Consider the following 23,941-nt stretch of genomic DNA (forward strand, 5'->3'; position numbering starts at 1 on the left):
CGGTCGACGGCACCCCAGACCCGCGCAGCCCCGCCAAGCGCAGAGCCGACGCGTTCGGGCAGATCCTCGACCACTACCTCTCCTCCAGCGACCGCCCCACCGAAGGCGGCGACAAACCCCACGTCAACCTCCACATCAACCTCCGCGACCTCACCGACCTCCGCGGCACCGCAGCAGGTGCAGCAGGTGCAGCAGGCAATGACAGCGGCGGTGGCAGTGGCAGTGGCAGTGGCGATGATTGCGGCAGCGCTGCCGGACCGACCCCTGATCGCGGCGCGTATCGGGACCTGTTCGGTGACGGCAGTTCTGTCGGCTGGCTGCCCTGGATGGGACCGCTCTCGCGCAACACCTCCCGACAACTCGCCTGCGACTGCATCCTCACCGCCATCGTCATGGACGAGGAAGGCAACCCACTCAACCTCGCTCGCACCGCCCGCACCGTCACCGCAAAACAGAAACGCGCATTGACAGCGCGCGATCACGGCTGCGCGTTCCCCGGCTGCGGGAAGCCCGCCGCCTGGACAGAGGGGCATCATATTTGGCATTGGGGCGACGGCGGACCCACCGACATGAACAACCTCGTTCTCCTCTGCGGATTCCACCACCGACTCATCCACCACTCGGACTGGGAAGTGTTCATCGGCACCGACAACCACCCCTGGTTCATACCCCCGGCCACCGTCGACCCCACCGGCAACCCCGACAATCCCACGCCCGAGCAGGCCCCCACATCGCCTGAACCGCCTTACCTGAGCGACCCCGAAAACAACACCAGCCCCGCACCGAGAACACGGTGCGGGGCCGGAAGAGTTTCTTCGACAGTCTGATTCGACTGGATCGGGCTCTCAGTCGTTGGCGTGCAACGCCGCGTTCAGTTCGACGCCGGTGCCCTTCCACGGCACCACCTCGACCGCGCCCGAGACAGAATTGCGTCGGAACAACACGTTGGACTTGCCGGTCAGAGTCGCCGCCTTCACCACAGTTCCATCTGGGCCGACAACCTTGGTGCCGGCAGTGATGTAGAGCCCGGCTTCGACTACACAGTCGTCGCCGAGAGAAATGCCGAGCCCGGAGTTCGCACCGAGCAGGCAGCTCTTCCCGACGGAGATGACGTTCTTGCCGCCACCGGACAACGTGCCCATGATCGACGCGCCGCCGCCCACGTCGGAACCGTCGCCCACCACGACGCCCGCGGAGATGCGTCCCTCGACCATCGAGTTTCCGAGAGTTCCTGCGTTGAAGTTGACGAAGCCCTCGTGCATGACCGTCGTTCCGCTGGCCAGGTGGGCACCGAGACGAACACGGTCGGCGTCGGCGATTCGAACCCCGGTGGGAACGACGTAGTCGACCAGGCGCGGGAACTTGTCGACGCCGTACACGGTCACATGACCGCGGGCACGAAGCTTCGCGCGCACCGTCTCGAAACCGTCGACCGCGGCGGGGCCGAAGTTGGTCCAGACCACATTGGCCAGCAAACCGAACACTCCGTCGAGGTTCTGCCCGTGTGGCTGAACCAATCGGTGCGAGAGCAGATGCAATCGCAGATACGCGTCGTGCGCGTCGGTGGGGGCGTCGTCGAGCGATGCGATGCTGGTGCGCACTGCGACTACCTCGACGCCGCGCGCCTCGTCGGGCCCGACCAGAGCGGCCAACTCCTCGGGAATGTCGGACCCCTCGAGCCGGGTGGTGCCGGTCTCGAAGCCCGACCCGAGCTCCGGGCTCGGAAACCAGGTGTCGAGAACGACACCCGACGTGGTGATGTTGGCAATACCTACTGCTGATGCTCCCTGTGCGCTCACGGCACGAAGAATACGCGGTGGGTCCGGTGAGCGGATCCGCCCACCATCACGGGAGCGCCGACTGTTTCTGGACTCGGATCCCGATCCGGCGTCGGTTCGTTACCGATTCGACTGTCGAGTGTGATCGCATCGGGATGCAGGTGGTCGGGAAGGTGTCGGCGCAGCTGACAGAGTTCTGTCGATGACCACCCGCACCGGCTCGCGTAGTCGTGGAGCTGCAGCCGCAATGGCCGACGGTGTGTCGTTCACTGGATTGGTGACGACGCTGGCCACGACGATCATCCTCGGAATTGCGCTGGGTTTGGTTGTCACAGGCGCGTGGTAGACAAGCCCATCGGCTGACAGGGGGTCGCCGGGGGTGGGGAGTGCCATGAATTCGAGCAAGACCGGACGTATGCGTTCGGCCGTGACGGTTGTCGCTGCGGTGCTGATGTCTGTGAGCAGCGTCGTCGGTTCCGGCACCGCGGCTGCTGCTCCCGATTGTGCCGCGGTCGGAGGGCGTTCGGCGGTGGTTGCGAAAATTCCCGGGTCAGCTCTGGAAGGGCTGGCCGTGGACGCCTCGGGACGCGCCTACGTCACCGACATCGTGTCGGGCCGGGTGTACCGAATCGACGCGCCCGGGCAGCCTGCGTACCCGATCGCGAAAGTTCCGAGTGGCGGCGGTGGAGCTCTTGCCTGGATGCCGGACGGCACCCTGCTGGTCGGCTACGGTGCCGACCCCCGCGTTTTCGTAGGCGACCTCGTCAAGGCTGCGGGCATCGTTCGACTCGACGTCGAGTCGCTGGTCGTCACTCCGTTCGCGACGGGTTTGAGTGCAGCCAACGGACTTGCCGTTGCCGCGGACGGGACCGTCTACGCCACCAACGACTTCGGCTCGCTCATCGGTCGGATCGGCCCCGACGGTTCCGTCGACCCGGCTTGGGCGCGCTTTCCGAGTGCCAACGGAGCGGTGCTCGATGCCGCCGGGCAGTACCTCTACGTCTCGCGAACGTTCGTGAACCCGGGCGTCAGCCGAATCCCCATCGCGAATCCATCTGCGCCGCAGAGCCTGCTGAACCTGTCCGGTCTCGATTCCTTCGCTGCTCCGGACGGTCTGACCCTCGATGACGCCGGACGCCCCGTAATACCGCTCAATGCGGGCGGTTCCGTCGTCCGGATCGACTCACCCGGGTCCACGTGCGTGATCGGTACCGGAACTCGGTTGACCAGTGTTGTCGTGTATGGACGTTCCGAGCAGGGCTTTTCGAGCGGGAGATTGTTCGGCGCAGGATTCGACGGCGTGGTCCGAGAGATTCCGGGGCCCACGGCCTAGGGTTGTCGCCGTGACGCTCGATTTGCATGCCGACCCGATAGACCTCACCGCGGCGCTGGTGGATATCCCCAGTGTCAGTGAGGACGAATCACGCATCGCCGACGAGGTGGAGCAGGCACTTCGCGCGCAGACTGCGGGTTTCGAGATCATTCGTAGCGGCAACGCAGTCCTGGCCAGAACCAATCGTGGACTGGGGTCTCGGGTCATGCTTGCCGGTCACCTCGACACGGTGCCCATTGCCGACAACGTGCCGTCGAGGCGGGAGCACGACAGTGCCGAGGGGGACATCCTGCACGGATGCGGAACCGTCGATATGAAGTCGGGTGACGCAGTGTTCTTGCATCTCGCGGCCACGATCGACAACCCCGCGCACGATCTGACCCTGGTGTTCTACGACTGCGAGGAGATCGCGGCCGCACGTAATGGACTCGGCCGTATCGAACGAGAGCTGCCCGAGTGGCTCGACGCCGACGTCGCCATCCTGGGCGAGCCATCCGGTGGTTTCATCGAGGCCGGTTGCCAAGGGACGCTGAGGGTTCGGCTCACGGCGTCGGGAACGCGGGCGCACAGTGCCCGTTCCTGGCTGGGAGACAACGCAATTCACAAATTCGGTGCAGCTCTCAATCGGCTCGCCGCCTACCGAGCCCGCACCGTCGACATCGACGGATGCGAGTATCGCGAAGGTTTGCAAGCGGTTCGGATATCCGGTGGGGTTGCCGGAAACGTCGTTCCCGACGCCGCCGAGCTCGACGTGAACTTCCGGTTCGCACCGGATCGCTCCGTCGACGAGGCCGTCGAGCATGTTCGTGAGGTGGTCCAGGGACTCGATCTGGGGTTCGAGGTCACCGACTCGTCACCGGGCGCTCTGCCCGGTCTGAACCGACCTGCGGCGGCCGCCCTCATCGAGGCTGCGGGCGGCCAGTTTCGGGCCAAGTACGGCTGGACCGACGTCTCCCGGTTCTCGGCGCTCGGTATCCCTGCGGTCAACTACGGGCCCGGCGATCCCAACCTCGCCCACAAGCGTGATGAGCGCGTCCCGGTCGAGCAGATCACGCACGTCACCCAGGTTCTCCGGAGCTACCTCTCCGCCGGATAACCTGAACGCCATGAACAGCGTCGAGGGAACCGGCAGTTTCGAGGGACACAGCAGTTTCGAGGGACACAGCAGCGAGAAGTCTGCCAAGCACAAAGGATCCGTTGTCCTGCGGCGCGGCCGGAACACCGAAACGTCCACCTCCGATCAACGCCTGCTCGACGAGCGTGGAACCGGAAACTGGATTCACTCCGATACCTGGCGCGTACTACGCATCCAGAGCGAATTCGTCGAAGGATTCGGTGCGCTCGCCGAGGTACCCAAAGCTGTGACGGTATTCGGTTCGGCGCGCACCCCCGTCGACCATCCTGAATACGCGCGAGCCCGGCAGCTCGGAGCAGCTCTCGCCCAGGAGGGTTTCGCAGTCATCACCGGAGGTGGCCCCGGCGCGATGGAAGGGGCCAACCGCGGTGCCTGCGAGGCCGACGGCTACTCGATCGGACTGGGCATCGAGCTCCCGTTCGAGCAAGGTCTCAACGAGTGGGTCGATCTGGGCGTCAATTTTCGCTACTTCTTCGTCCGCAAGACCATGTTCGTCAAGTACTCCCAGGCATTCGTCTGCCTGCCCGGCGGCTTCGGTACCCTCGACGAACTCTTCGAAGCGCTGACCCTGGTACAGACGGCCAAGGTGACCAAGTTCCCGATCGTGTTGTTGGGCAAAGACTTCTGGTCTGGACTGCTCGATTGGATCAAAACTACTCTCGTGAAAGAAGGCAAGGTGTCCGAGAAGGACCTCGACCTCATCCACTGCACCGACAGCGTCGACGAGGCCGTCCGCATCGTCCGCGAGGCACAGCAATGAGCGATCAGGCAGGGAACGATCAGTCAGGGAACGATCAGGCAGGAAACGACCGAGAGCGAACTGGGCTCAGTGTCTGCGTCTACTGCGCATCGGGGCCAGTGGACTCCAAGTTCATCGATTTGGCGGCGGAGGTCGGTACCGAGATCGGCAGGCGAGGCTGGCAGTTGGTGTCCGGTGGTGGCAACGTCTCGATGATGGGCGCGGTGGCGGCGGCGACGCGAGCGGCGGGGGGCAACACCGTCGGCGTCATCCCGAAGGCTCTCGTGCACCGTGAGGTCGCCGACGTCGATGCCGACGAACTGATCGTCACCGACACCATGCGCGAGCGTAAGAAGATCATGGAAGACCGCGCCGACGCATTCATCACGTTGCCCGGCGGTATCGGGACGCTCGAGGAGCTGTTCGAGACGTGGACTGCGGGCTACCTCGGGATGCACGGCAAGCCGATGGTGATGCTCGACCCGTTCGGGCATTTCGACGGAATGATGCAGTGGATCGACGGGCTTCGAGCAACCGGATTCGTGCAACAGCGAGCGGTCGATGCATTGGTCAGGGCAACGACTGTCGATGCTGCACTGGATGCGTGCGCAACGTTGTGACAGTTCACGAACCGTGGCCTCGTGGTGAGCTCCTCAAAGTTGTTACTCTCAAGTAGGGTAAGAAATCTCACATAGTCTTTGAAGGGGAGTTCATGGCTGTCGATGCCCGTCAGAAAATCGGAATGACCGACCTCGCGGTCGCGTTGCCGAAGATGGTGACGGAGGTACCGAGTCTGCTCAAAGGCCTGGCGGGATTCACCCGCAAGCCCGATCACAAGGTGTCGATCGGTCTGATCTTCCAGGACGCTGCCGCCAAGCACAGCAGTCGCCCGTTCGTGCGGTTCGAGGGCGAGTCGACCTCCTACAAGGACGCGAACGAGCTGGTCAATCAGTACGCCGCAGTCTTCGTCGAACACGGGGTCGAGCGCGGTGACGTCGTCGGAGTACTGAGCAAGAACCGCCCCGAGGCGTTGTTCGCTGCGCTCGCTGCCGTCAAGCTCGGAGCCACCGCAGGAATGCTGAACTACAACCAGCGCGGCGACGTGCTCGAGCACAGCCTCGGGATTCTCGACGCCAAGGTTCTGGTTCTCGACGAGAACGCGCAGGAAGCTCTCGATTCTCTCGATGGGGAACCGAAGGTCGGAGTTGTGTTGCCGCTGGGGAAGCTGGCCGAGCTCGCTGAGAAGGCGTCGACGTCCAACCCGTCGGTCACCGCGGAGATCCAGGCCAAGGAGAAGGCGTTCTACATCTTCACTTCGGGCACCACAGGCATGCCGAAGGCGAGCCTGATGAGCCATTTCCGCTGGCTCAAGTCGATGTCCGGCTTGGGCAACATGGGCGTCCGACTGCGCAGCAACGACGTGATCTACTGCTGCCTGCCGCTCTACCACAACAACGCATTGACGGTGACGCTGTCTTCGGTGCTTGCCGGCGGAGCGACCATGGCCATCGGCAAGCAGTTCTCGGTGAGCAATTTCTGGGACGACATTCGGGTCAACAAGGCCACGGCATTCACCTACATCGGTGAGCTGTGCCGCTACCTGCTGACGCAACCGAAGAAGAGCTCCGACCGCGACAACTCGGTGAAGCTGATCGTCGGCAACGGACTGCGCCCGGAGATCTGGGAAGAGTTCACCGAGCGATTCGGAATCTCCCGCGTTGCAGAGTTCTACGGTGCCAGCGAGTGCAATATCGCGTTCATCAACGCACTGAACATGAAGAAGACCGCAGGCATCTGCCCGCTTCCCTACGCCGTGGTGCAGTACGACGAGGAATCCGGAAAGGCCAAGCGTGGCCAGGACGGCAAGCTCCGCAAGGTCGGCAACGGGGAAATCGGACTGCTGCTGTCCAAGATCACCGACCGGGCACCGTTCGATGGCTACTCCGACGACAACGCCACCGAAAAGAAGATGGTGCGCGACGGCTTCAAGGACGGCGACGCCTGGTTCGATACCGGCGACCTGGTCCGCAAGCAGGGCTGGATGCATGTCGCGTTCGTCGATCGTCTCGGTGACACTTTCCGCTGGAAGGGCGAGAACGTGGCCACCACTCAGGTGGAGGGTGCTCTCGGCGGGCACTCGGCAGTCGACGGTGCCGTCGTCTACGGCGTAGACATCGACGGAACCGATGGCAAGGCGGGCATGGCTGCGGTCACGCTGCGCGAAGGAGAGACCTTCGACGGTAAAGCGGTGGCCGAACACCTCTACGACAAGCTCCCGACCTACGCGGTGCCGCTGTTCGTCCGGGTGGTCGACAGCCTCGAACAGACCTCGACGTTCAAGAGCCAGAAAGTGGCTCTGCGCAAACTGGGTTACGAGGAGGACAGCGCCAGCGACCTGTACGTGCTGCGCGGCAAGTCCGGTGGCTACGAAAAGGCGTACGACGGTTACGTCGACGAGGTGGCGGCAGGTAAGGCACCCAAGGGTTAGACGCGTGCCACTATTGATTTCATGAGCACTCTCTGCGGCAAACCGGTTGCCGACGATCGCGCTTTGGTGATGGCGATCGTCAATCGCACCCCCGATTCGTTCTACGACGGGGGTGCGAATTTCACCGATGATGCCGCGATGGCGTCGGTGCACCGGGCCGTCGCCGAGGGTGCCGACATGGTTGATATCGGCGGCGTGAAGGCCGGTCCCGGTGCCGTGGTCGATGCCGACGAGGAAATCCGTCGCGTCGTTCCGTTCGTCGAGGCCATCCGGGACGCATATCCGGAGTTGCTGATCAGTGTCGATACCTGGCGCAGCGAGGTCGCCCGGTTGGCGTGCGGAGTCGGCGCGGATCTGATCAACGACACATGGGCCGGGGCAGATCCCGAATTGGTGCGTGTTGCGGCGGCCGAGGGGGTCGGCATCGTCTGCTCGCACACCGGAGGTGCGGTGCCGCGGACCCGTCCGTACCGAGTTCGGTACGCCGATGTGGTGGCGGATGTGATCGCAGAAGTGACCGCAGCCGCCGAGAACGCTGTCGCGGAGGGGGTGAGGAAGGATTCGATCCTCATCGATCCGACGCACGATTTCGGGAAAAACACCTTTCACGGGCTCGAGTTGTTGCGGCGCGTGGACGATCTTGTAAACACCGGGTGGCCTGTGCTCATGGCGCTGAGCAACAAGGACTTCGTGGGCGAGACTCTAGGGGTAGAACTCGCCGACCGGTTGGAGGGAACATTGGCAGCGACAGCATTGGCCGCAGCAGGCGGAGCACGAATGTTCCGGGTGCACGAGGTTGCGTCGACCAGAAGAGTCGTCGATATGGTGGCGGCGATCCAGGGCCTTCGAGCCCCGGCGCGGACGGTCAGGGGTCTGGCATGACCCTTGCAGATCGAACGGACGTGACCATGACATGGTCCGAGAAAAACAGCTGGGACACCCCTGACTGGACCATCGCCGAACTGGAAGCGGCAAAGAAGGGGCGAACGGTGTCGGTGGTACTCCCGGCGCTGAACGAGGAACAGACGGTCGCCGCGGTCATCGACACGATTCACCCGTTGCTCGGGGGCCTCGTCGACGAGCTGATCGTGCTGGACTCCGGTTCGACCGACGAAACAGCCGTCCGCGCGACGGCGGCCGGTGCCCGTGTCATCAGCCGAGAGGAAGCGGTGCCCGGGGTCGACCCGGTCCCGGGCAAGGGCGAGGTGCTGTGGCGTGCGGTCGCGGCGTCGACCGGTGACCTCATCGCGTTCGTCGACTCCGATCTGATCAATCCCGATCCGGCGTTCGTGCCGAAATTGCTCGGGCCTCTGCTGATGGGCGACGGTATCCATCTCGTGAAGGGCTACTACCGCCGTCCACTGCGAGTCAGCGGAACAGAAGACGCCAACGGTGGTGGGCGTGTCACCGAGCTCGTGGCGCGGCCTCTGCTCGCTGCCCTGCGACCCGAGCTGACCGGCGTGATTCAGCCGCTCGGCGGCGAGTACGCGGGTACTCGCGAGTTGCTGTCCGCGGTGCCGTTCGCGCCCGGTTACGGAGTGGAGATCGGGCTGTTGCTCGATACGTACGACAGGCTCGGATTGCAGGCGATCGGCCAGGTCAACCTGGGTGTGCGCAAGCACCGCAACCGCCCGCTGGTCGAACTCGGGGCGATGAGCAGACAGATCGTCGGGACGATGCTCAATCGGTGCGGCATGACCGATTCCGGTGCCGGTCTGATGCAGTTCCGGGTCGACGGAGATTCGTTCGAGCCGTTCTCGACCGAGGTGTCGTTGCTCGACCGACCGGCGATGAACTCGCTGAAGTAGTCGTGTCGGTCGGTCGTGACAAGATCGTGGCATGTTGACGCTGCTGATCTACGTCGTCGTCATTGCCATAGTCGCTGCTGCACTGTTTTTCGTGGCGTCCAGTGTGTTCGGTCGCGGTGAGGAACTGGGTCCACTACCCGAGGGAACCACCGCGACCGTGCTGCCTGCGGAGGCCGTCACGGGAGCCGACGTGCGCTCACTGAAGTTCCAGCAGACCCTGCGTGGGTACAAGCCCAGTGAGGTGGATTGGGCGCTCGAACGCCTCGGTGGCGAAATAGACATTCTTCGGTCGCGGTTGGCTGCAGCCCAGTCGGGGGCACAGTCGGGGGAACAGTTGGGCGCGGTGAAATCGGCGACGACCGATCCGGACGAGTCGTGAGCGCTGTCCCCGGACCGGACGGAGAGCTGCGTTGTCCGTGGGGTGCCACCGACGACGAGGTGTATCGCAACTACCACGACACCGAGTGGGGGCAACCGCTCCACGGGCGCAACGAACTGTACGAGCGGCTGTGCCTCGAAGCCTTCCAATCCGGCTTGGCGTGGATCACGATCCTGCGTAAGCGCGAGAGTTTCCGGAGCGCTTTCGCCGGTTTCGATCCCGAACGAGTGGCCCGATTCGACGACGCCGACGTCGAGCGGTTGATGAACGATGCGTCGATCGTGCGTAATCGCCTCAAGATCGACGCCGCGGTCGGCAATGCTCGTGCAATCGTCGACTTCGAAGACACGGACCTCGACTCGCTGCTGTGGTCGTTCGCGCCCGAACCCCGGCCCGCGCGCCTGACCGAGTTCTCCGAGGTACCCGCCTGGACCCCCGAATCGAAGGCTCTGGCCACGGAGCTCAAGCGCCGAGGGTTGCGGTTCGTCGGTCCGACAACCGCTTACGCGTTGATGCAGGCCGCCGGAATGGTCGACGATCACTTGTCGGGGTGCTGGGTGCAGGTCACGAAACCCGACTCCGTTTCCCGGTATGGGCGGGGATAGGGAAGAATGGCAGTCAACACCCGTCGCCCCGCGACGAATTTATCTTTTAGGCCTAGGCGCCGAGCTGGTGGGCGCAGATCTGGAGGGAGCAGAGGATGGCGGCGATGAAGCCCCGGACTGGGGACGGTCCCCTCGAAGCAACCAAAGAGGGACGAGGAATCGTCATGCGTGTTCCACTCGAGGGGGGCGGCCGGTTGGTCGTCGAATTGACCCCCGACGAGGCCGCGGCACTCGGTGACGAACTGAAGGGTGTCACCGGCTGATCGCCGGGTCGTTAGATCGTCGCTCAGCCCCGCTCGCCGTGCCGGCCAGCGGGGCTTTGTGTTGTCGTGACGAGTGTTGTCGTGACGAGTGTTGTCGTGACGAGTGTTGTGGCCGGCGGGTCCGCTGCGTCCGGCTGTTCGATTGTGAGAGTGGTGTTCGATGCTGACGGACGTCGTCGATCTGTTGTTGTGTCCGCAGTGCCGGGCACGTGATGTCGAATCCGGGCTCGACGTCGGCGACACCGACAGAACACTCGTGTGCGATCGCGGTCATTCGTTCGACGTGGCCCGGCAGGGATACGTCAGTCTGCTGACCGGAGACGGCGGCAAGTTCACCGGTGACTCGGCCGAGATGATCACCGCACGCGAGGTGTTCCTGGAACGGGGGCACTTCGATCCGATAGCAGCGGCGGTCTCTGCTGCCGTCCCGGCCGGCGGTGACGCCGTGCTCGACGTCGGGGTGGGCACCGGACATTATCTCGCGGCCGTGCTCGACGCCCGTCCAGGTGCTCGGGGGATAGGCGTCGACGTCTCGAAGTTCGCTGCGCGCCGCGCCGCGCGGTCGCATCCTCGGCTGGGGTCCGTGATCGCGGACATCTGGAGTGGACTGCCGGTGCGCGCGGGCAGTCTGTCTGCGGTGACGTGCGTGTTCGCTCCACGCAACGCCGGTGAGATCGGCCGGGTCCTCGCCGCCGACGGTGTCCTGGTGGTCGTGACGCCCACGTCGCGGCATCAGCGTGAGTTGCGAGGTCCGCTGGGTCTCATCGGCGTCGAGGAGGACAAGACCCGCAGGCTCGGTGAGTCACTGTCCGGCCTGTTCGAGCCGGTGGCCCAGTCTCCGCTCGAGTACACGATGGTGCTCTCGCACACCGACATCGAATCGCTGATCGGAATGGGCCCGTCGGCGCGCCATGGTGACCCCGAGGCGCGGTCCGGTGCGCTGGCGCAGTTACCGGACAGCGTCGAGGTCACCGCGTCGGTGACGGTGTCGACCTATCGCACGACGGGTCAGCGTCGCCGCGCCAGCGCATCGTTGTAGACGGCGAGGGTCTGCTTCGCGATCGATGCCCACGAGAATTCGGCTACGGCGCGTTCGCGGCCTGCCTTGCCCATCGCCGTCGCGCGCGCGGGGTCCAGGGCGACGTCGTTGACGGTGTCGGCCAGATTCCGCTCGAAGGCGTCGGGCTCGTAGGAGTTGTAGTGCACCAGGCGTCCGGTGCGGCCGTCGTCTACGACCTCCGGTATGCCGCCGACATCCGAAGCCACGACGGCAGTTTCGCAGGCCATCGCCTCGAGATTGACGATGCCGAGTGGTTCGTAGACCGAGGGGCAGACGAACACTGCCGCCGCAGTGAGAATTTCGCGGATCTTCTCGGTGGGAAGCATGTCCTTGACCCAGAACACGCCGCCGCGTTGCTCGGCGAGCAGTGCCACCGCGCGCTCGGTCTCCGCGGCGATCTCGGGAGTATCGGGCGCGCCTGCGCACAGCACGAGCTGGATGGACGGGTCGAAGTGGTGGGCGGCCGCGATCAGGTGGCCGACGCCCTTCTGTCGGGTGATGCGCCCGACGAATGCGACGATCGGCTTGCTTCGATCCACACCGATCTCGTCCAGGGTCGAGGTGCCGTGGTCGGCAAACCAACGCTCGGTGTCGATTCCGTTGCGCACCACGTGAACCCGGCTCGGATCGAGCCGCGGGTAGGCGTCGAGCACATCTTTGGCCATACCTTCGCTGACGGCGATGACAGCATCGGCGTACTCCACGGCGTTGCGCTCCGACCACGACGAGATGCGGTACCCGCCGCCGAGCTGCTCGGCCTTCCACGGTCGCCGCGGCTCGAGCGAGTGTGCGGTGAGGATGTGGGGGACGTCGTACAACTCGGCGGCGAGGTGGCCGGCGAGGCCGGTATACCAGGTGTGTGAATGCACCACGTCCGCGTCGGCGGCCGCGTTCGCCATCCGCAGCTCTGCTGACAACGTCGTCAACGCAGCGTTGGCTCCGGCGAGTGCGGGATCCGGGTCGTGCACCTGCGCGGTGTCGCGAGGCGCGCCCATACAGTGGATGTCCACGTCGCACAGCGACTTCAGCTGCGCGGACAACTCCGTGACGTGAACTCCTGCGCCACCGTAGATCTCCGGGGGATATTCCTTGGTCATCATTGCTACGCGCACGTGAACGAACCTACATTCCCCAGCAGTTGTGCGTGTACTGCTCGCAAGGTTCTCTCGGTGCAGATAGGTTGAGTGGGTGAGGACACAACCGCACGTACTAGGCATCGTGCTTGCCGGCGGAGAGGGTAAGCGTCTTTACCCGATGACCGCTGACCGAGCCAAGCCGGCCGTGCCCTTCGGGGGCGCCTACCGACTCATCGACTTCGTACTGAGCAATCTCGTCAACGCCGGTTACCTCCGGCTTTGCGTGCTCACCCAGTACAAGTCCCATTCACTGGACCGCCACATCTCGCAGACGTGGCGGCTGTCCGGGTTCGCCGGGGAGTACATCACTCCGGTGCCTGCGCAGCAGCGTCTCGGGCCCCGGTGGTACACCGGCAGTGCCGACGCAATATTCCAGTCGCTGAACCTGGTGTACGACGAGGACCCCGAGTACATCGTGGTCTTCGGTGCCGACCACGTGTACCGGATGGACCCGGAGCAGATGGTGCAGCAGCACATCGATTCCGGTGCGGGCGTCACCGTCGCAGGTATTCGGGTTCCGCGCAGTGAGGCGTTCGCGTTCGGGTGCATCGACTCCGACGAGGACGGCAAGATCACCCAGTTTCTGGAGAAGCCGGCGCAGCCGCCCGGCACTCCCGACGACCCCAACGTCACCTACGCCTCCATGGGCAACTACGTATTCACCACCAAGGTGCTCATCGACGCCATCAAGGCCGACTCCGAGAACACCGACTCCGACCACGACATGGGCGGCGACATCATTCCGGCGCTCGTCGAAGCGGGCGTGGCTTCGGTCTACGACTTCAACGACAACGTCGTGCCCGGTGCCACCGAACGCGACCGTGGTTACTGGCGAGACGTGGGCACCATCGACGCCTTCTACGACGCGCACATGGACTTGGTGTCGGTGCATCCCATCTTCAATCTCTACAACCGCCGCTGGCCCATCCGAGGCTCGGCCGAGAACCTGCCGCCCGCGAAGTTCGTCCAGGGCGGTTTGGCCCAGGAATCCGTAGTCGGGGCCGGATGCATCCTGTCCGCGGCCACCGTGCGCAACTCGGTGCTCAGTTCCAACGTCATGATCGACAGTGGTGCCACGGTCGAGGGCAGCGTGCTGATGCCCGGTGTGCGGATCGGCAAGGGTGCCGTCGTCCGGCACGCGATCCTGGACAAGAACGTCGTCGTCGGTGACGGCGAGATCGTCGGTGTCGACCACGAGCGCGATCGTGAACGCTTCAACGTCAGCGCCGGGGGAGTGGTCTCGGTCGGTAAGGGCGTCTGGATTTAGAGCCTGCGGCATGTGAGTGTGGAGCCCTCTGGTCGTTTCGCGGGCTCCACTCTTGCCTCGTGACGGGCTACGAATTACCACTCACATGCTTACGATCTCGACGCGCAGATCAGTCCGTCGCCCAGCGGTAGCAGTACGGTCGTGAGCCGCTCGTCCTCGGCAATCGCCCGCGCCGCCGATCGGACCGCAACGGCGGTAGCGTCGCGCTGAGTCGGGTCGGCGACTCGCCCACCCAGTAACGCGTTGTGCAGCACCAGAACCCCGCCGGGGCGAAGCAGCCTGACGCTTTCGGCCACGAAGTGTGGATGGTCCGCAGGGCTGGCGTCGATGAACACCAGATCGTAGGCGTCGTCGGCCAACCGGGGGAGCACGTCCAGCGCCCAACCGTTGATCAAGCGAGTGCGTGAGGCCGCAATTCCCCCCGCGCGGAACGCTTCTCGCGCCGCACGCTGATGTTCGGGTTCGGTGTCGATAGTGGTGAGCACGCCGTCCGTGCGCATCCCGTCGAGCAGCCACAGGCCGCTGATTCCTGCGCCCGTTCCGATTTCGACGACCGTTTTCGCGCCGAGCATCTGAGTGAAGATGGACAGAACAGCTCCGACCGAAGGCGGGACAGGCGCGGCACCGAGGTCGACGGCGCGCTCTCTGGCTGCGATCAGTACCTCGTCCTCCTGCGCGGAGTCTTCGGCATAGGCGAGCATCTTCTCGGCGTTGGTCGGCACGTCCCGAGGCTATCGTGCCTCGGGCAGATTCTCACCCACACATTCTCAGGTGCGCCTCAGCCAATTCATACCGGACCCACACTCGGATCGGTCAGGCTGTGGAGTAATCGAAGGTCCGTCTCGATTGCGAAGTGTGAGCTGGAACATCCGAGGGTAGTCGTCGGTTGAATCAGAAGGACGTACGCAGTCCTGAGCAGGAGGATCCAGCTATTTACAAGATCAACGGCGATCGCAACACTGCGCGTCTACCCGAGTCCGTACCCACGCCCGACGATCTCAGCGGCACCGCCGTCTTCGATGCGACCGGCGAGGACTCCACCATGCCGTCCTGGGACGAATTGGTTCGCGAGCACGGCGACCGCGTGTACCGACTGGCGTACCGCTTGTCCGGCAACGCTCAGGATGCAGAGGATCTGACGCAGGACACCTTCATCCGGGTTTTCCGCTCGCTGTCGAACTACCAGCCGGGCACGTTCGAGGGCTGGCTTCATCGCATCACCACGAACCTGTTCCTCGACATGGTTCGTCGCCGCAGCCGCATTCGTATGGAAGCTCTCCCCGAGGACTACGACCGCGTCCCCTCCGATCGCCCCAACCCCGAACAGATCTATCACGACGCCCGACTCGACCCCGATCTTCAGTCCGCGCTCGACTCGTTGGCACCGGAGTTCCGCGCCGCGATCGTGCTGTGCGACATCGAAGGCCTGTCCTACGAAGAGATCGGTGCAACACTGGGTGTCAAGCTCGGAACGGTCCGCAGTCGCATTCACCGTGGACGCCAGGCGCTTCGCGAGTACCTTCGAGTGCACGGGAAGGTCGACTCAGGTCACGCAAGTGTCCACTAGCTACGAGGAGGGTTGGATGACGCAGGCGCGCAAGCCCCGGCAGTTCAGCTCAACCGAACATCTGGCCAGTGAGGCCGTGGCGGCCTACGTCGACGGCGAACTTCGGATGCCGGCATACCTTCGTGCAGCCCAGCATCTGTCCGAGTGCACCGAATGCGCGGCCGAGGTCGAGTCGCAGCAGCAGGCACGTCGGGCATTGCGCGGGGCGGGGGAGATGTCGATGCCGCATTCGCTGCTCGGGTTGCTCAGTCAGATTCCGTCCTGCGCGGGCAACGATGGACCCGCCCACACCAAACGAACGTTCAGGTCGTCCGTTGCCGGCGTCCGCCGTCGCCGACGCTGACCACATCGAGATCTGCCCGACGACTTCTCACCTGCATCGAACTTCTCACCTGCATCGAGCTGCCCCGACCGCTCGAGTGATACTGAACTCTCACACCGACGTATGCGAGGGGTAACCGGACGCGTGACATCGAATTCGACCAGCACCGAGACCGCAGGTACCGACCCGGCTGATGTCGAGCCCGCGGGTACCGGCCCGGAAGGTCCACGGTTGCCGCCGCGTCCGGTCTATCGGCCGTCCGTCGACCCGATGTCGGCCTCGGTGTTCGGACGTCCCGTCGACGTCGACGGCCCTTTCTCTCCGCGCCATCCCGGTGAGCAATTGCCCTCCCGAGTCTCGGTTCGGCCACCCGACCCGATCCTCGCCGAGGCGTTCGGACGCCCCGAGGACGCCCAGGAATCGTTGCAGCGTGACCCCACTGCCGAGAAGGAGAGCGATACCGCCCCGCCGGTTCCGGCCGATCCGTGGCGCGACCCCGCCGCCCAGGTGTCTCTCGGTCGGGCAGCGGTGGACACCCCACCGCCTTCTGCGCTGCCGCCGGGTACCAAACTCGGTGTGCGGGACGTGCTGTTCGGCCGATCGGTGTCCATCAGGGCACTCGTCGTGCTCGGTGTCCTGGCGCTCGTCATCGGGTTGATCGGTGGTCTGTTCGGTCGCCTCACCGCCGAAGTGACCGGCGCACTGACCAGCCAGAAAGTAACCCTGACCCAGTCCAGCGGCGACGACATCCCACGCGGGCAGATCAGCAAAGTCGCCGACGCGGTCCTGCCGTCGGTGGTGTCGATTCAGGTGACACTCGGCGAAACCGGGGGCACCGGCTCGGGCGTCGTCATCAGCGGTGACGGCTACATCGTGACGAACAACCACGTGATCTCCCTCGCCGCCTCCGACCCGGACAACTCGACGCTCGAAGTCACGTTCTCCGACGGCACCAAAGTGCCCGGCCGTATCGTCGGCCGCGACACCAAGACCGACCTCGCCGTCCTCAAGACCGACGTCGGCAACCTCACCGAGGCCCAGCTCGGTCGCTCCGCCGACGTTCGCGTCGGACAGGACGTCATTGCCGTCGGTTCCCCGCTGGGTTTGAACAAGACCGTCACCTCGGGCATCGTCAGCGCGCTCGATCGCCCGGTCGCCTTGTCGGGAGAAGGCACCGACACCGACGCCGTCATCGATGCCGTGCAGACCGACGCCGCCATCAACCCCGGCAACTCCGGTGGTCCACTGATCGACTTCGAGGGCCGCGTCATCGGCATCAACTCGGCCATCCGAAGCGAGAGCGGCGGATCGGTCGGCCTGGGCTTTGCCATCCCCGTCGACGAGGTCACCGAGGTGGCACAGGCCCTGATCCGGGACGGCGTCATGCGGCATCCCGACTTCGGCATCAACGCGCGTTCGGTCATCAACGACACCTCGGCAGGTGCTGAAGTTGCGAACGTTCGCGCAGGCGGCCCGGCGCAGCAGGCCGGAATTGTCGAAGGCGATGTCATCACCAAGGTCGGAGATCGTACGGTGGGCGACGCGGACGAACTGGTCGTCGCGGTGCAGTCCACCACGATCGGTGAGCCGGTTCCGGTACAGATAGTCCGCTCCGGACGGCTGGTGGACCTGTCCGTCACGCCGGTTTCGGACTGACGACGTAGGCTGGCAGGCGTGTTCGGCAACATCGGTTGGGGAGAGCTCGTAATACTCCTCGTAGCAGCTCTGGTCATCCTCGGCCCGGATCGCCTCCCCGGCGCGATCAGCTGGGTGTCCAAGTCCATCCGCCAGGTCAAGGACTACGCCAACGGCGCAAGTCAGCAGCTCAAGGAAGAGCTGGGTACCGACTTCGAGGATCTGCGCAAACCGCTCGCCGATCTCAACCAACTCCGCGGAATGACCCCGCGCGCAGTGATCACCAAGCATCTGCTCGACGGCGACGATTCGATCTTCAAGAATCCTCTGGACGACACGTTCAAGGGCAAGCCCTTCGACACCAAACCCAAGAACGTCGGCGGACCCACGCCGCAGAACGGCGTTCCTCCGGCTCCGGGGTCAGGCGCGGTATCCATGAGCAAGAACGAGCCGAAACTTGCTGCAGGCGACACTCCTCCGATCGACGCCGACGCCACGTAGTCGCACTCTTTCGTCCGGCCCGGCCCCACCCGTTCCGTGGCCACACCACTATCGCGTGAATGGACCATTGCATGCGTCTCGGCGGTTCGATGGTCCATTCACGCGGACCTAGCTGATGCGTGAATGGACCATTGGATACGTCTGAGTCGTGCACTGGTCCATTGACCCGGGCGGGGGAGAGCCGACGAAGTCGGGGTGGTCGAGTCGGTTCTAGAGCGTGCGGGCCGAGTCGATTCCGAGCGACATCCCGACCAGGCCACGCTCGCGTACTGCCAACTTCGCCGCCACTGCCTCCAGTGCCAGAGCCGCAGGCGACTCCGGGTCGCTCAAGACGATCGGCATACCGGCATCGCCACCCTCTCGGACGGCGGTGTCGAGGGGAATCTGGCCCAGCAGTGGGACGCTGGCACCCACCGCCTTGGTCAGTCTGTCCGACACATCCTGACCGCCACCGGATCCGAAGATGTCCATGCGGGTGCCGTCGGGGAGTTCGAGCCACGACATGTTCTCCACGACGCCTGCCACGCGCTGGCGCGTCTGCAGCGCGATTGCTCCGGCACGCTCGGCTACCTCGGCCGCGGCCTGCTGCGGAGTGGTGACCACCAGGATCTCGGCGCTCGGAATGAGTTGCGCGACGGAGATTGCCACGTCGCCGGTGCCGGGCGGGAGGTCGAGCAGCAGCACGTCCAGATCGCCCCAGAAGACGTCGGCGAGGAACTGCTGCAGGGCGCGGTGCAACATCGGTCCGCGCCACACCACCGGGGTGTTGCCCTGGGTGAACTGAGCGATCGAGATGAACTTCACCCCGTGCGCCTGCGGCGGCATGATCATCTTCTCGACCTGTGTCGGCCGCGCATCGTTGCCGAGCATGCGGGGCACGGAATGGCCGTAGATGTCGGCGTCGAGCACTCCCACCGACAGTCCGCGAGCGGTCAGTGATGCTGCGAGGTTGACGGTCACACTGGACTTACCGACGCCGCCCTTGCCCGACGCCACCGCGTACACGCGCGTGAGGGACCCGGGTTGCGCGAACGGGATGATCGGTTCGGCGGAATCGCCGCGCAGAGACTTGCGGAGCTCGGTGCGCTGCTCGTCGTTCATCACGTCGAGTTCGACCGAGACGGTGCCGACTCCGGCGACGTCGGCGACTGCGTTCTTCACACGATCGCTGATCTCGGTCTTCATCGGGCAGCCGGAGGTGGTGAGGTAGATACCCACGCCGACCGATCCGTCGTCGGAGATGTCTACGCTCTTGACCATCCCGAGGTCGGTGATGGGTTTGCGGATCTCCGGGTCGATCACTTTCGCGAGCGCGGTCCGAACGTCGGATTCGGTCAGTACAGCCATGGCTTCATGCTAGGCGGTGCGCTGGGTCCCGATGAACAGCAGGGCAGCCCGTTCGGTGCTGAGTCGACTGCAGTGCAGCCTCCGATCAGTGAATGCGCGGCAGCTGGTCCGAGGTCGGCACGATGCCGGTGGCGTATCCGGCAGACCACGCGAGCACGTTCGCCACGTAGGCCATCGAGTTGTTGTAGCGCAGGATCGCTTTCGTGGTGGATCCGAGGTCGCGCATGTTGGTGCCGTCGTCGCAGAGGTACATGCCGGTGGCCAGCGCTGCGTCGTACAGGTTCTGTGGGTCCGAGACCCCGTCGCCGTTGCCGTCGGCGTGGTAGAGGTTCCAGGTGGACGGTAGGAACTGCATGGGTCCGACGGCGCGATCGTATTCGGCGTCACCGTCCAGCGCTCCGCCGTCGGTGTCGGGGATCACCTGGTTGCCGGCGAGGGTGCCGTTCAGACGCGGGCCGAGGATGGGCTCGTGCAATTCGCCCGAGTCGTCGACCTTGCCGTTGTTGGCGTGGGTCGATTCGACGCGGCCGATACCGGCGATGACGGTCCAACTTATGCCGCAGCCCGGTTGCTGCTGGGCCAGGATTCGCTCGGCATTCTTGTATGCGGAGACGTTGACGACCGGAATCGCGATGGGGCTGACGGCGAGATTGGTGGGGAGCTCCGGTGTGGGCGGGATCTCGGGAGCCGGGGCGGGCGCGGGGACCGGAACCGGCACCGGAAGCTCGGCCTGGGCGACCGGCTGCGCCTGCTGATCCTGGGCGATCGGCTGCGGAGTTTCGACCACAGAGTTCGATTCCTGCGCGGCCGGCGCGGTCTTGGCGCTGACGAACGGAATGTATTCCGCGGCTCCGGCGCTGGTGGCCGCGGTGACAAGTCCTGCGGGGACGAGTCCTGCCAGAGCAATCATCGAATTCCGCCGAACCTTGGAAGTCGATGCTTTTCTGTGACGACCCACGCGAGCTGTACCTCCTGATTTCCCCGGATGAGCTCCGGGGTCCGACCTGCTGACCGGGATCGAGGGTACCTGATTCGAGACTGTTCCGTTACCGGGCTGTTATCGGGCGTGAGCGGTACTCGAATTACAGCGGGTCGCTGTCCGATGCCGTGTCGTCCGCCAGCCGCGCAGCAGCCTTCTTGCGTGCTTTTTTCGGGGTGCTCGGTGGCTGACCGGTCGCCGTTTCCAGCAGTGCTTTGATCTCGTCGAGTTCGCGTCGAAGGTAGTCGCGGGTAGCGACCTCGCCGACGGCGATGCGCAACGCCGCCAGCTCGCGAGCGAGGAACTCGGTGTCCGCCTTGGTCTGCTGGGCGCGGGAGCGGTCCTCCTCGAGGGAGACGCGGTCGCGGTCGTCCTGCCGATTCTGAGCGAGCAGGATCAGCGGTGCGGCGTAGGCTGCCTGGGTCGAGAACGCCAGGTTGAGCAGGATGAAGGGATACGGGTCCCACTGCAGGTTGATGGCAACGACGTTGAGGAAGATCCAGACGATGACGATGGCCGTCTGAATCGCCAGGTAACGGCCGGTGCCGAGGAACCGCGCGGCCTTCTCTCCCGACTTGCCGAGGTCGACGTCGAGGCTGACGTTGAACATCCGCGATCCGCGCGGGGTGTCCATTCTCTGGCGTGCTGATTCTTTCACTGTCCGGCCACTTCCTGATCTCGCCAGTCCTGGGGGAGCAGATGATCGAGGACGTCGTCCACGGTCACGGCTCCGACCAGGTGATCTTCATCGTCGACCACTGGGCCGCAGACGAGGTTGTACGTCGCGAAGTATCGCGTCACGGCGGTGAGGCTGTCCTCGGGGGACAACCGCGGCAGCGCGCTGTCCATCACTCCGCCGACCAGGCTCGCCGGGGGTTCTCGCAACAGTTGCTGCAAGTGGACACAGCCCAGGTACGGCCCGGTCGGTGTCGCGGTCGGTGGCCGCACCACGAACACCAGCGAGGCGAGCGCAGGAGTCAGATCGGGGTTGCGTACCCGGGCCAGAGCCTCGGCCACCGTCGTCGACGCGGTCAGTACGACGGGTTCGGGGGTCATCAGACCACCCGCGGTGTCGGGAGAGTGTTCGAGCAGGCGACGAACAGGCGCGGAGTCCTCCGGATCCATCAGTCGCAGAAGGGATTCCGCTTCGGTCTCGGGCAGCTCGCCCAGCAGGTCGGCGGCGTCGTCCGGGTCCATGGCCTCGAGGACGTCGGCACCGCGGTCCACGCCGAGATAATGCATCAACTCCACCTGATCGTCGTCGGGTAGTTCCTGGACGACGTCGGCGAGGCGCTCGTCGTCGAGGGCTCTCGCCACTTCCATGCGTCGTTTGACCGGCAGTTCGCGCATCGCGTTGGCGACGTCGGCTGCGCGCAGGTCCTCGAATTGCATGAGCAGCTGCGCCACACCCTGATCGGGCATCGAGAGCTCGTTCTGGGTGAGCCCTTGCACGTGCTGCCAGTCCACGACATGGATCGCGCCGCGCCGTGCCAGGCGCTGTCGTTGCTTGCGTACCGCCACCCGCGCGACCACCCAGTCCCTGGTTCGGGTGAGTTCGATACCGAGGTCGACGACGATGGAGTCGGCGTCGTGCAGCTCCTCGAGCTCGGGGTCGTCGACGCGCACCTTGGAGTCGAGGATCTGCGCGAACACCAGAATTTCGTTCGCGCGCTGGGTGAATCGACGCAGACTGACATTGCCGGTGGTGAGTTGAACCGAGTTGGGCTCGATGCTGGTCACCCGGAGCATCGGCACGAAAATTCTTCGGCGGGTTGCCAATTCGACCACCAGGCCCAGTGCCCTCGGTTGCGCTCTGCCGACGCGCATCGAGACGACGAGATCGCGAACCCGTCCGATGGATTCGCCGTCGGGGCCCAGGACACCCAGGCCGGAGAGCCTGGCCGCGAATACCTTGCTCAGTGCTGCCATGATGGCAAGGTTAGAGGCTTCTCCATTCGGAGTCGGAATCAGACAGGGGTTGTGTACCGGTGAATGCTTCGGGCCTACGGCGATCGGTGCTGGCCGTTCCTGGCAGTTCGGACAAGATGATCGCCAAGGCCAAGGGCCTACCGGCCGACGCGATCTTCCTCGATCTCGAGGATGCCGTGGCACCGATCGCAAAGGTCGAGGCTCGGGCGCGCATCGTCGATGCACTCAATTCCGATGGCTGGGGCGATCAGCTCAAGGTGGTTCGCGTCAACGACTGGACGACGCAGTGGACCTACGGTGACGTCATCGACGTCGTCTCGGGAGCAGGACACAATCTCGACGCGATTCTGCTGCCGAAGGTGGAGTGCGCCGCGCACGTGCAGGCATTGGATCTGTTGCTCACTCAACTCGAGCGCACGCACGGACTCGACGTCGGTGCCATCGGGATCGAGCCGCAGATCGAGAGCGCGCGCAGTCTGCGCAACATCGACGAGATCGCGACGGCGAGCCCACGGGTGCAGACGTTGGTGTTCGGCCCTGCAGATCTGATGGCGAGCGTGAACATGCGCACCCTCGTGGTCGGCGAGCAGCCGGTCGGGTACGACACCGGCGACGCCTACCACCACATTCTGATGACCATTCTGCTCGCGGCACGGACCCACGGACTGCAGGCGATCGATGGCCCCTATCTGCAGATTCGCGATCTCGACGCCTTCCGCCGTGCGGCGGGTCGCACGGCGGGCCTCGGCTTCGACGGCAAGTGGGTGCTGCATCCGACGCAGATCGAGGCCGCCAACGAGATCTTCGCGCCGCGTCAGGACGATTACGACAAGGCCGAGATGATTCTCGACGCGTACGAGTTCCATACTTCCGCGGCGGGCGGTGGTCGCGGAGCAGTGATGCTCGGCGACGAGATGATCGACGAGGCGAGCCGCAAGATGGCGCTCGTCGTCTCGGCGAAGGGGCGCGCTGCCGGGATGACGCGCACGACGGCCTTCGCACCGCCCACGTCCTGACGGAGCCGTCCGGCTCTGTAAACCGGCACAACGGGTGTGACGGTTGTCCGTTTCGGGGCACAATGGAGCTATGACCAATCCCCTCTCGCAGTCCGGCCGCCCAGGGCAGGGACTGCCGACGCCGCCATCCGGTTGGCCCATCGGCTCGTATCCCACCTACGCCGAGGCGCAGCGCGCCGTGGACTATCTCTCCGACGAAGAGTTCTCGGTGCAGGACGTCACGATCGTCGGCGTCGACCTGATGCAGGTCGAGCGCGTCCTCGGCCGCCTCACATGGCCCAAAGTCATTGGTGGAGGCATTGTTTCGGGAGCCTGGCTGGGCGTCTTCCTCGGTCTGGTTCTCGGAATATTCAGTGAGAACATTTTCGGAGCACTGCTCATCGGTGTCGGTGGCGGCATCATCTTCGGACTGATCTCGGCATCCATTCCCTACGCGGCCACCAAGGGACAGCGCGACTTCGCGTCGAGCATGCAGTTGGTTGCGGGTCGCTACGACGTCCTCTGTGAGCCTCGAACTGCGGAGAAAGCGCGCGATCTGCTCGCCAAGCTGTCGATCTGATCACAACGGTTGGACCATCCGGCAACCGACTGGTAACGGAATAGCCCCAAATCGCCCTCGAGTCCAGTGAGTTCGGTTACGTTTCTTTCGTGCAC

General features: G+C 64.7%; 26 protein-coding genes and 1 pseudogene. 20 read left to right on the forward strand and 7 right to left on the reverse strand.

The genetic code is table 11. The annotated features are described in order from the left end of the window. A pseudogene (locus RHODMAR_RS10565) lies at positions 1-739 on the forward strand (DUF222 domain-containing protein); the annotation flags it as partial. Between the two features lie 106 nt (positions 740-845). On the opposite strand, the gene dapD reads toward RHODMAR_RS10565, so the two are convergent. Then, the gene (gene dapD / locus RHODMAR_RS10570; protein WP_008714262.1) at positions 846-1,799 is read right to left on the reverse strand and encodes a 2,3,4,5-tetrahydropyridine-2,6-dicarboxylate N-succinyltransferase; all 954 of its coding nucleotides are present in this window, start codon (positions 1,797-1,799) and stop codon (positions 846-848) included. A 181-nt stretch (positions 1,800-1,980) separates the two neighbouring features. Here dapD and RHODMAR_RS28230 point away from each other — a divergent pair, with 181 nt between their 5' ends. From RHODMAR_RS28230 to RHODMAR_RS10625, 12 genes are all read left to right on the forward strand, one after another. Then, a complete protein-coding gene (locus RHODMAR_RS28230) occupies positions 1,981-2,124 on the forward strand; it encodes a hypothetical protein (RefSeq protein ID WP_157226056.1) in 144 nt (47 codons plus the stop codon). A 45-nt stretch (positions 2,125-2,169) separates the two neighbouring features. Next, complete coding sequence (locus tag RHODMAR_RS10580; protein ID WP_008714264.1) at positions 2,170-3,111, forward strand: SMP-30/gluconolactonase/LRE family protein; 942 nt, start codon at positions 2,170-2,172, stop codon at positions 3,109-3,111. Between the two features lie 10 nt (positions 3,112-3,121). After that, positions 3,122-4,207, forward strand: coding sequence for a succinyl-diaminopimelate desuccinylase (gene dapE / locus RHODMAR_RS10585; RefSeq protein WP_008714265.1), 1,086 nt, complete (start codon positions 3,122-3,124; stop codon positions 4,205-4,207). 10 nt (positions 4,208-4,217) lie between these two features. Next, on the forward strand, positions 4,218-5,006 hold the full coding sequence (locus tag RHODMAR_RS10590; protein WP_008714266.1) for a TIGR00730 family Rossman fold protein: 789 nt from the start codon (positions 4,218-4,220) through the stop codon (positions 5,004-5,006). Beyond that, a complete protein-coding gene (locus RHODMAR_RS10595; protein WP_081605963.1) occupies positions 5,003-5,605 on the forward strand; it encodes a TIGR00730 family Rossman fold protein in 603 nt (200 codons plus the stop codon). Before RHODMAR_RS10590 ends, RHODMAR_RS10595 begins: the two co-directional genes overlap by 4 nt. 92 nt (positions 5,606-5,697) lie before the next feature. Further along, on the forward strand, positions 5,698-7,473 hold the full coding sequence (locus tag RHODMAR_RS10600; protein WP_008714270.1) for a long-chain-acyl-CoA synthetase: 1,776 nt from the start codon (positions 5,698-5,700) through the stop codon (positions 7,471-7,473). Positions 7,474-7,494: 21 nt separating this feature from the next. Continuing rightward, positions 7,495-8,355 carry a dihydropteroate synthase gene (gene folP / locus RHODMAR_RS10605; protein WP_008714271.1) on the forward strand — a complete coding sequence of 287 codons (861 nt, stop codon included), beginning with the start codon at positions 7,495-7,497 and terminating at the stop codon, positions 8,353-8,355. Then, positions 8,352-9,281 (forward strand): glucosyl-3-phosphoglycerate synthase, encoded by a 930-nt coding sequence (locus RHODMAR_RS10610; protein WP_008714272.1) that lies wholly within the window; start codon positions 8,352-8,354, stop codon positions 9,279-9,281. The genes folP and RHODMAR_RS10610 overlap by 4 nt, the downstream gene beginning before the upstream one ends. 31 nt (positions 9,282-9,312) lie before the next feature. After that, the gene (locus RHODMAR_RS10615) at positions 9,313-9,660 is read left to right on the forward strand and encodes a DivIVA domain-containing protein (RefSeq protein WP_008714274.1); all 348 of its coding nucleotides are present in this window, start codon (positions 9,313-9,315) and stop codon (positions 9,658-9,660) included. Beyond that, on the forward strand, positions 9,657-10,265 hold the full coding sequence (locus RHODMAR_RS10620) for a DNA-3-methyladenine glycosylase I (RefSeq protein ID WP_008714276.1): 609 nt from the start codon (positions 9,657-9,659) through the stop codon (positions 10,263-10,265). Before RHODMAR_RS10615 ends, RHODMAR_RS10620 begins: the two co-directional genes overlap by 4 nt. 95 nt (positions 10,266-10,360) lie before the next feature. Continuing rightward, a complete protein-coding gene (locus RHODMAR_RS27520) occupies positions 10,361-10,528 on the forward strand; it encodes a DUF3117 domain-containing protein (protein WP_008714277.1) in 168 nt (55 codons plus the stop codon). A gap of 160 nt (positions 10,529-10,688) precedes the next feature. Then, positions 10,689-11,567 carry a methyltransferase domain-containing protein gene (locus RHODMAR_RS10625; protein ID WP_008714279.1) on the forward strand — a complete coding sequence of 293 codons (879 nt, stop codon included), beginning with the start codon at positions 10,689-10,691 and terminating at the stop codon, positions 11,565-11,567. On the opposite strand, the gene glgA is transcribed toward RHODMAR_RS10625, so the two are convergent. After that, a complete protein-coding gene (glgA, locus tag RHODMAR_RS10630; RefSeq protein ID WP_008714281.1) occupies positions 11,537-12,700 on the reverse strand; it encodes a glycogen synthase in 1,164 nt (387 codons plus the stop codon). The genes RHODMAR_RS10625 and glgA overlap by 31 nt on opposite strands. A gap of 76 nt (positions 12,701-12,776) precedes the next feature. Here glgA and glgC point away from each other — a divergent pair, with 76 nt between their 5' ends. Next, a complete protein-coding gene (glgC, locus tag RHODMAR_RS10635) occupies positions 12,777-13,991 on the forward strand; it encodes a glucose-1-phosphate adenylyltransferase (RefSeq protein WP_008714283.1) in 1,215 nt (404 codons plus the stop codon). An 89-nt stretch (positions 13,992-14,080) separates the two neighbouring features. On the opposite strand, the gene RHODMAR_RS10640 is transcribed toward glgC, so the two are convergent. Further along, positions 14,081-14,692, reverse strand: coding sequence for an O-methyltransferase (locus RHODMAR_RS10640; protein WP_042938747.1), 612 nt, complete (start codon positions 14,690-14,692; stop codon positions 14,081-14,083). Positions 14,693-14,931: 239 nt separating this feature from the next. On the opposite strand from RHODMAR_RS10640, the gene sigE reads away from it, so the two are divergent. The 4 genes from sigE (at position 14,932) to tatB (ending at position 18,016) form a co-directional block, all read left to right on the forward strand. Next, entirely contained in the window at positions 14,932-15,558 is a 627-nt protein-coding gene (gene sigE / locus RHODMAR_RS10645) for an RNA polymerase sigma factor SigE (RefSeq protein WP_051047947.1), read from the forward strand. Between the two features lie 16 nt (positions 15,559-15,574). Further along, positions 15,575-15,901 (forward strand): hypothetical protein, encoded by a 327-nt coding sequence (locus tag RHODMAR_RS10650; protein WP_008714288.1) that lies wholly within the window; start codon positions 15,575-15,577, stop codon positions 15,899-15,901. Positions 15,902-16,003: 102 nt separating this feature from the next. Continuing rightward, complete coding sequence (locus tag RHODMAR_RS10655; RefSeq protein ID WP_081605964.1) at positions 16,004-17,536, forward strand: trypsin-like peptidase domain-containing protein; 1,533 nt, start codon at positions 16,004-16,006, stop codon at positions 17,534-17,536. A gap of 18 nt (positions 17,537-17,554) precedes the next feature. Continuing rightward, positions 17,555-18,016 carry a Sec-independent protein translocase protein TatB gene (tatB, locus tag RHODMAR_RS10660; RefSeq protein WP_008714291.1) on the forward strand — a complete coding sequence of 154 codons (462 nt, stop codon included), beginning with the start codon at positions 17,555-17,557 and terminating at the stop codon, positions 18,014-18,016. A gap of 210 nt (positions 18,017-18,226) precedes the next feature. Here the strand turns inward: tatB and RHODMAR_RS10665 are convergent, their stop codons facing one another. The 4 genes from RHODMAR_RS10665 to RHODMAR_RS10680 form a co-directional block, all read right to left on the reverse strand. Next, the gene (locus tag RHODMAR_RS10665) at positions 18,227-19,363 is read right to left on the reverse strand and encodes an Mrp/NBP35 family ATP-binding protein (protein WP_008714292.1); all 1,137 of its coding nucleotides are present in this window, start codon (positions 19,361-19,363) and stop codon (positions 18,227-18,229) included. An 85-nt stretch (positions 19,364-19,448) separates the two neighbouring features. Then, complete coding sequence (locus tag RHODMAR_RS10670) at positions 19,449-20,273, reverse strand: lytic transglycosylase domain-containing protein (RefSeq protein WP_008714295.1); 825 nt, start codon at positions 20,271-20,273, stop codon at positions 19,449-19,451. Positions 20,274-20,445: 172 nt separating this feature from the next. After that, complete coding sequence (locus RHODMAR_RS10675; protein WP_008714296.1) at positions 20,446-20,976, reverse strand: DUF1003 domain-containing protein; 531 nt, start codon at positions 20,974-20,976, stop codon at positions 20,446-20,448. A 20-nt stretch (positions 20,977-20,996) separates the two neighbouring features. Further along, the gene (locus RHODMAR_RS10680) at positions 20,997-22,271 is read right to left on the reverse strand and encodes a magnesium transporter MgtE N-terminal domain-containing protein (RefSeq protein WP_008714298.1); all 1,275 of its coding nucleotides are present in this window, start codon (positions 22,269-22,271) and stop codon (positions 20,997-20,999) included. Positions 22,272-22,330: 59 nt separating this feature from the next. On the opposite strand from RHODMAR_RS10680, the gene RHODMAR_RS10685 reads away from it, so the two are divergent. Next, positions 22,331-23,287 (forward strand): HpcH/HpaI aldolase/citrate lyase family protein, encoded by a 957-nt coding sequence (locus RHODMAR_RS10685; RefSeq protein WP_042938732.1) that lies wholly within the window; start codon positions 22,331-22,333, stop codon positions 23,285-23,287. Positions 23,288-23,357: 70 nt separating this feature from the next. Continuing rightward, complete coding sequence (locus RHODMAR_RS10690; RefSeq protein ID WP_008714301.1) at positions 23,358-23,846, forward strand: general stress protein; 489 nt, start codon at positions 23,358-23,360, stop codon at positions 23,844-23,846. Positions 23,847-23,941: the final 95 nt, after the last annotated feature.

It is taken from the genome of Rhodococcus sp. AW25M09 (genome assembly GCF_000333955.1).
Classification (GTDB): Bacteria; Actinomycetota; Actinomycetes; order Mycobacteriales; family Mycobacteriaceae; genus Rhodococcoides.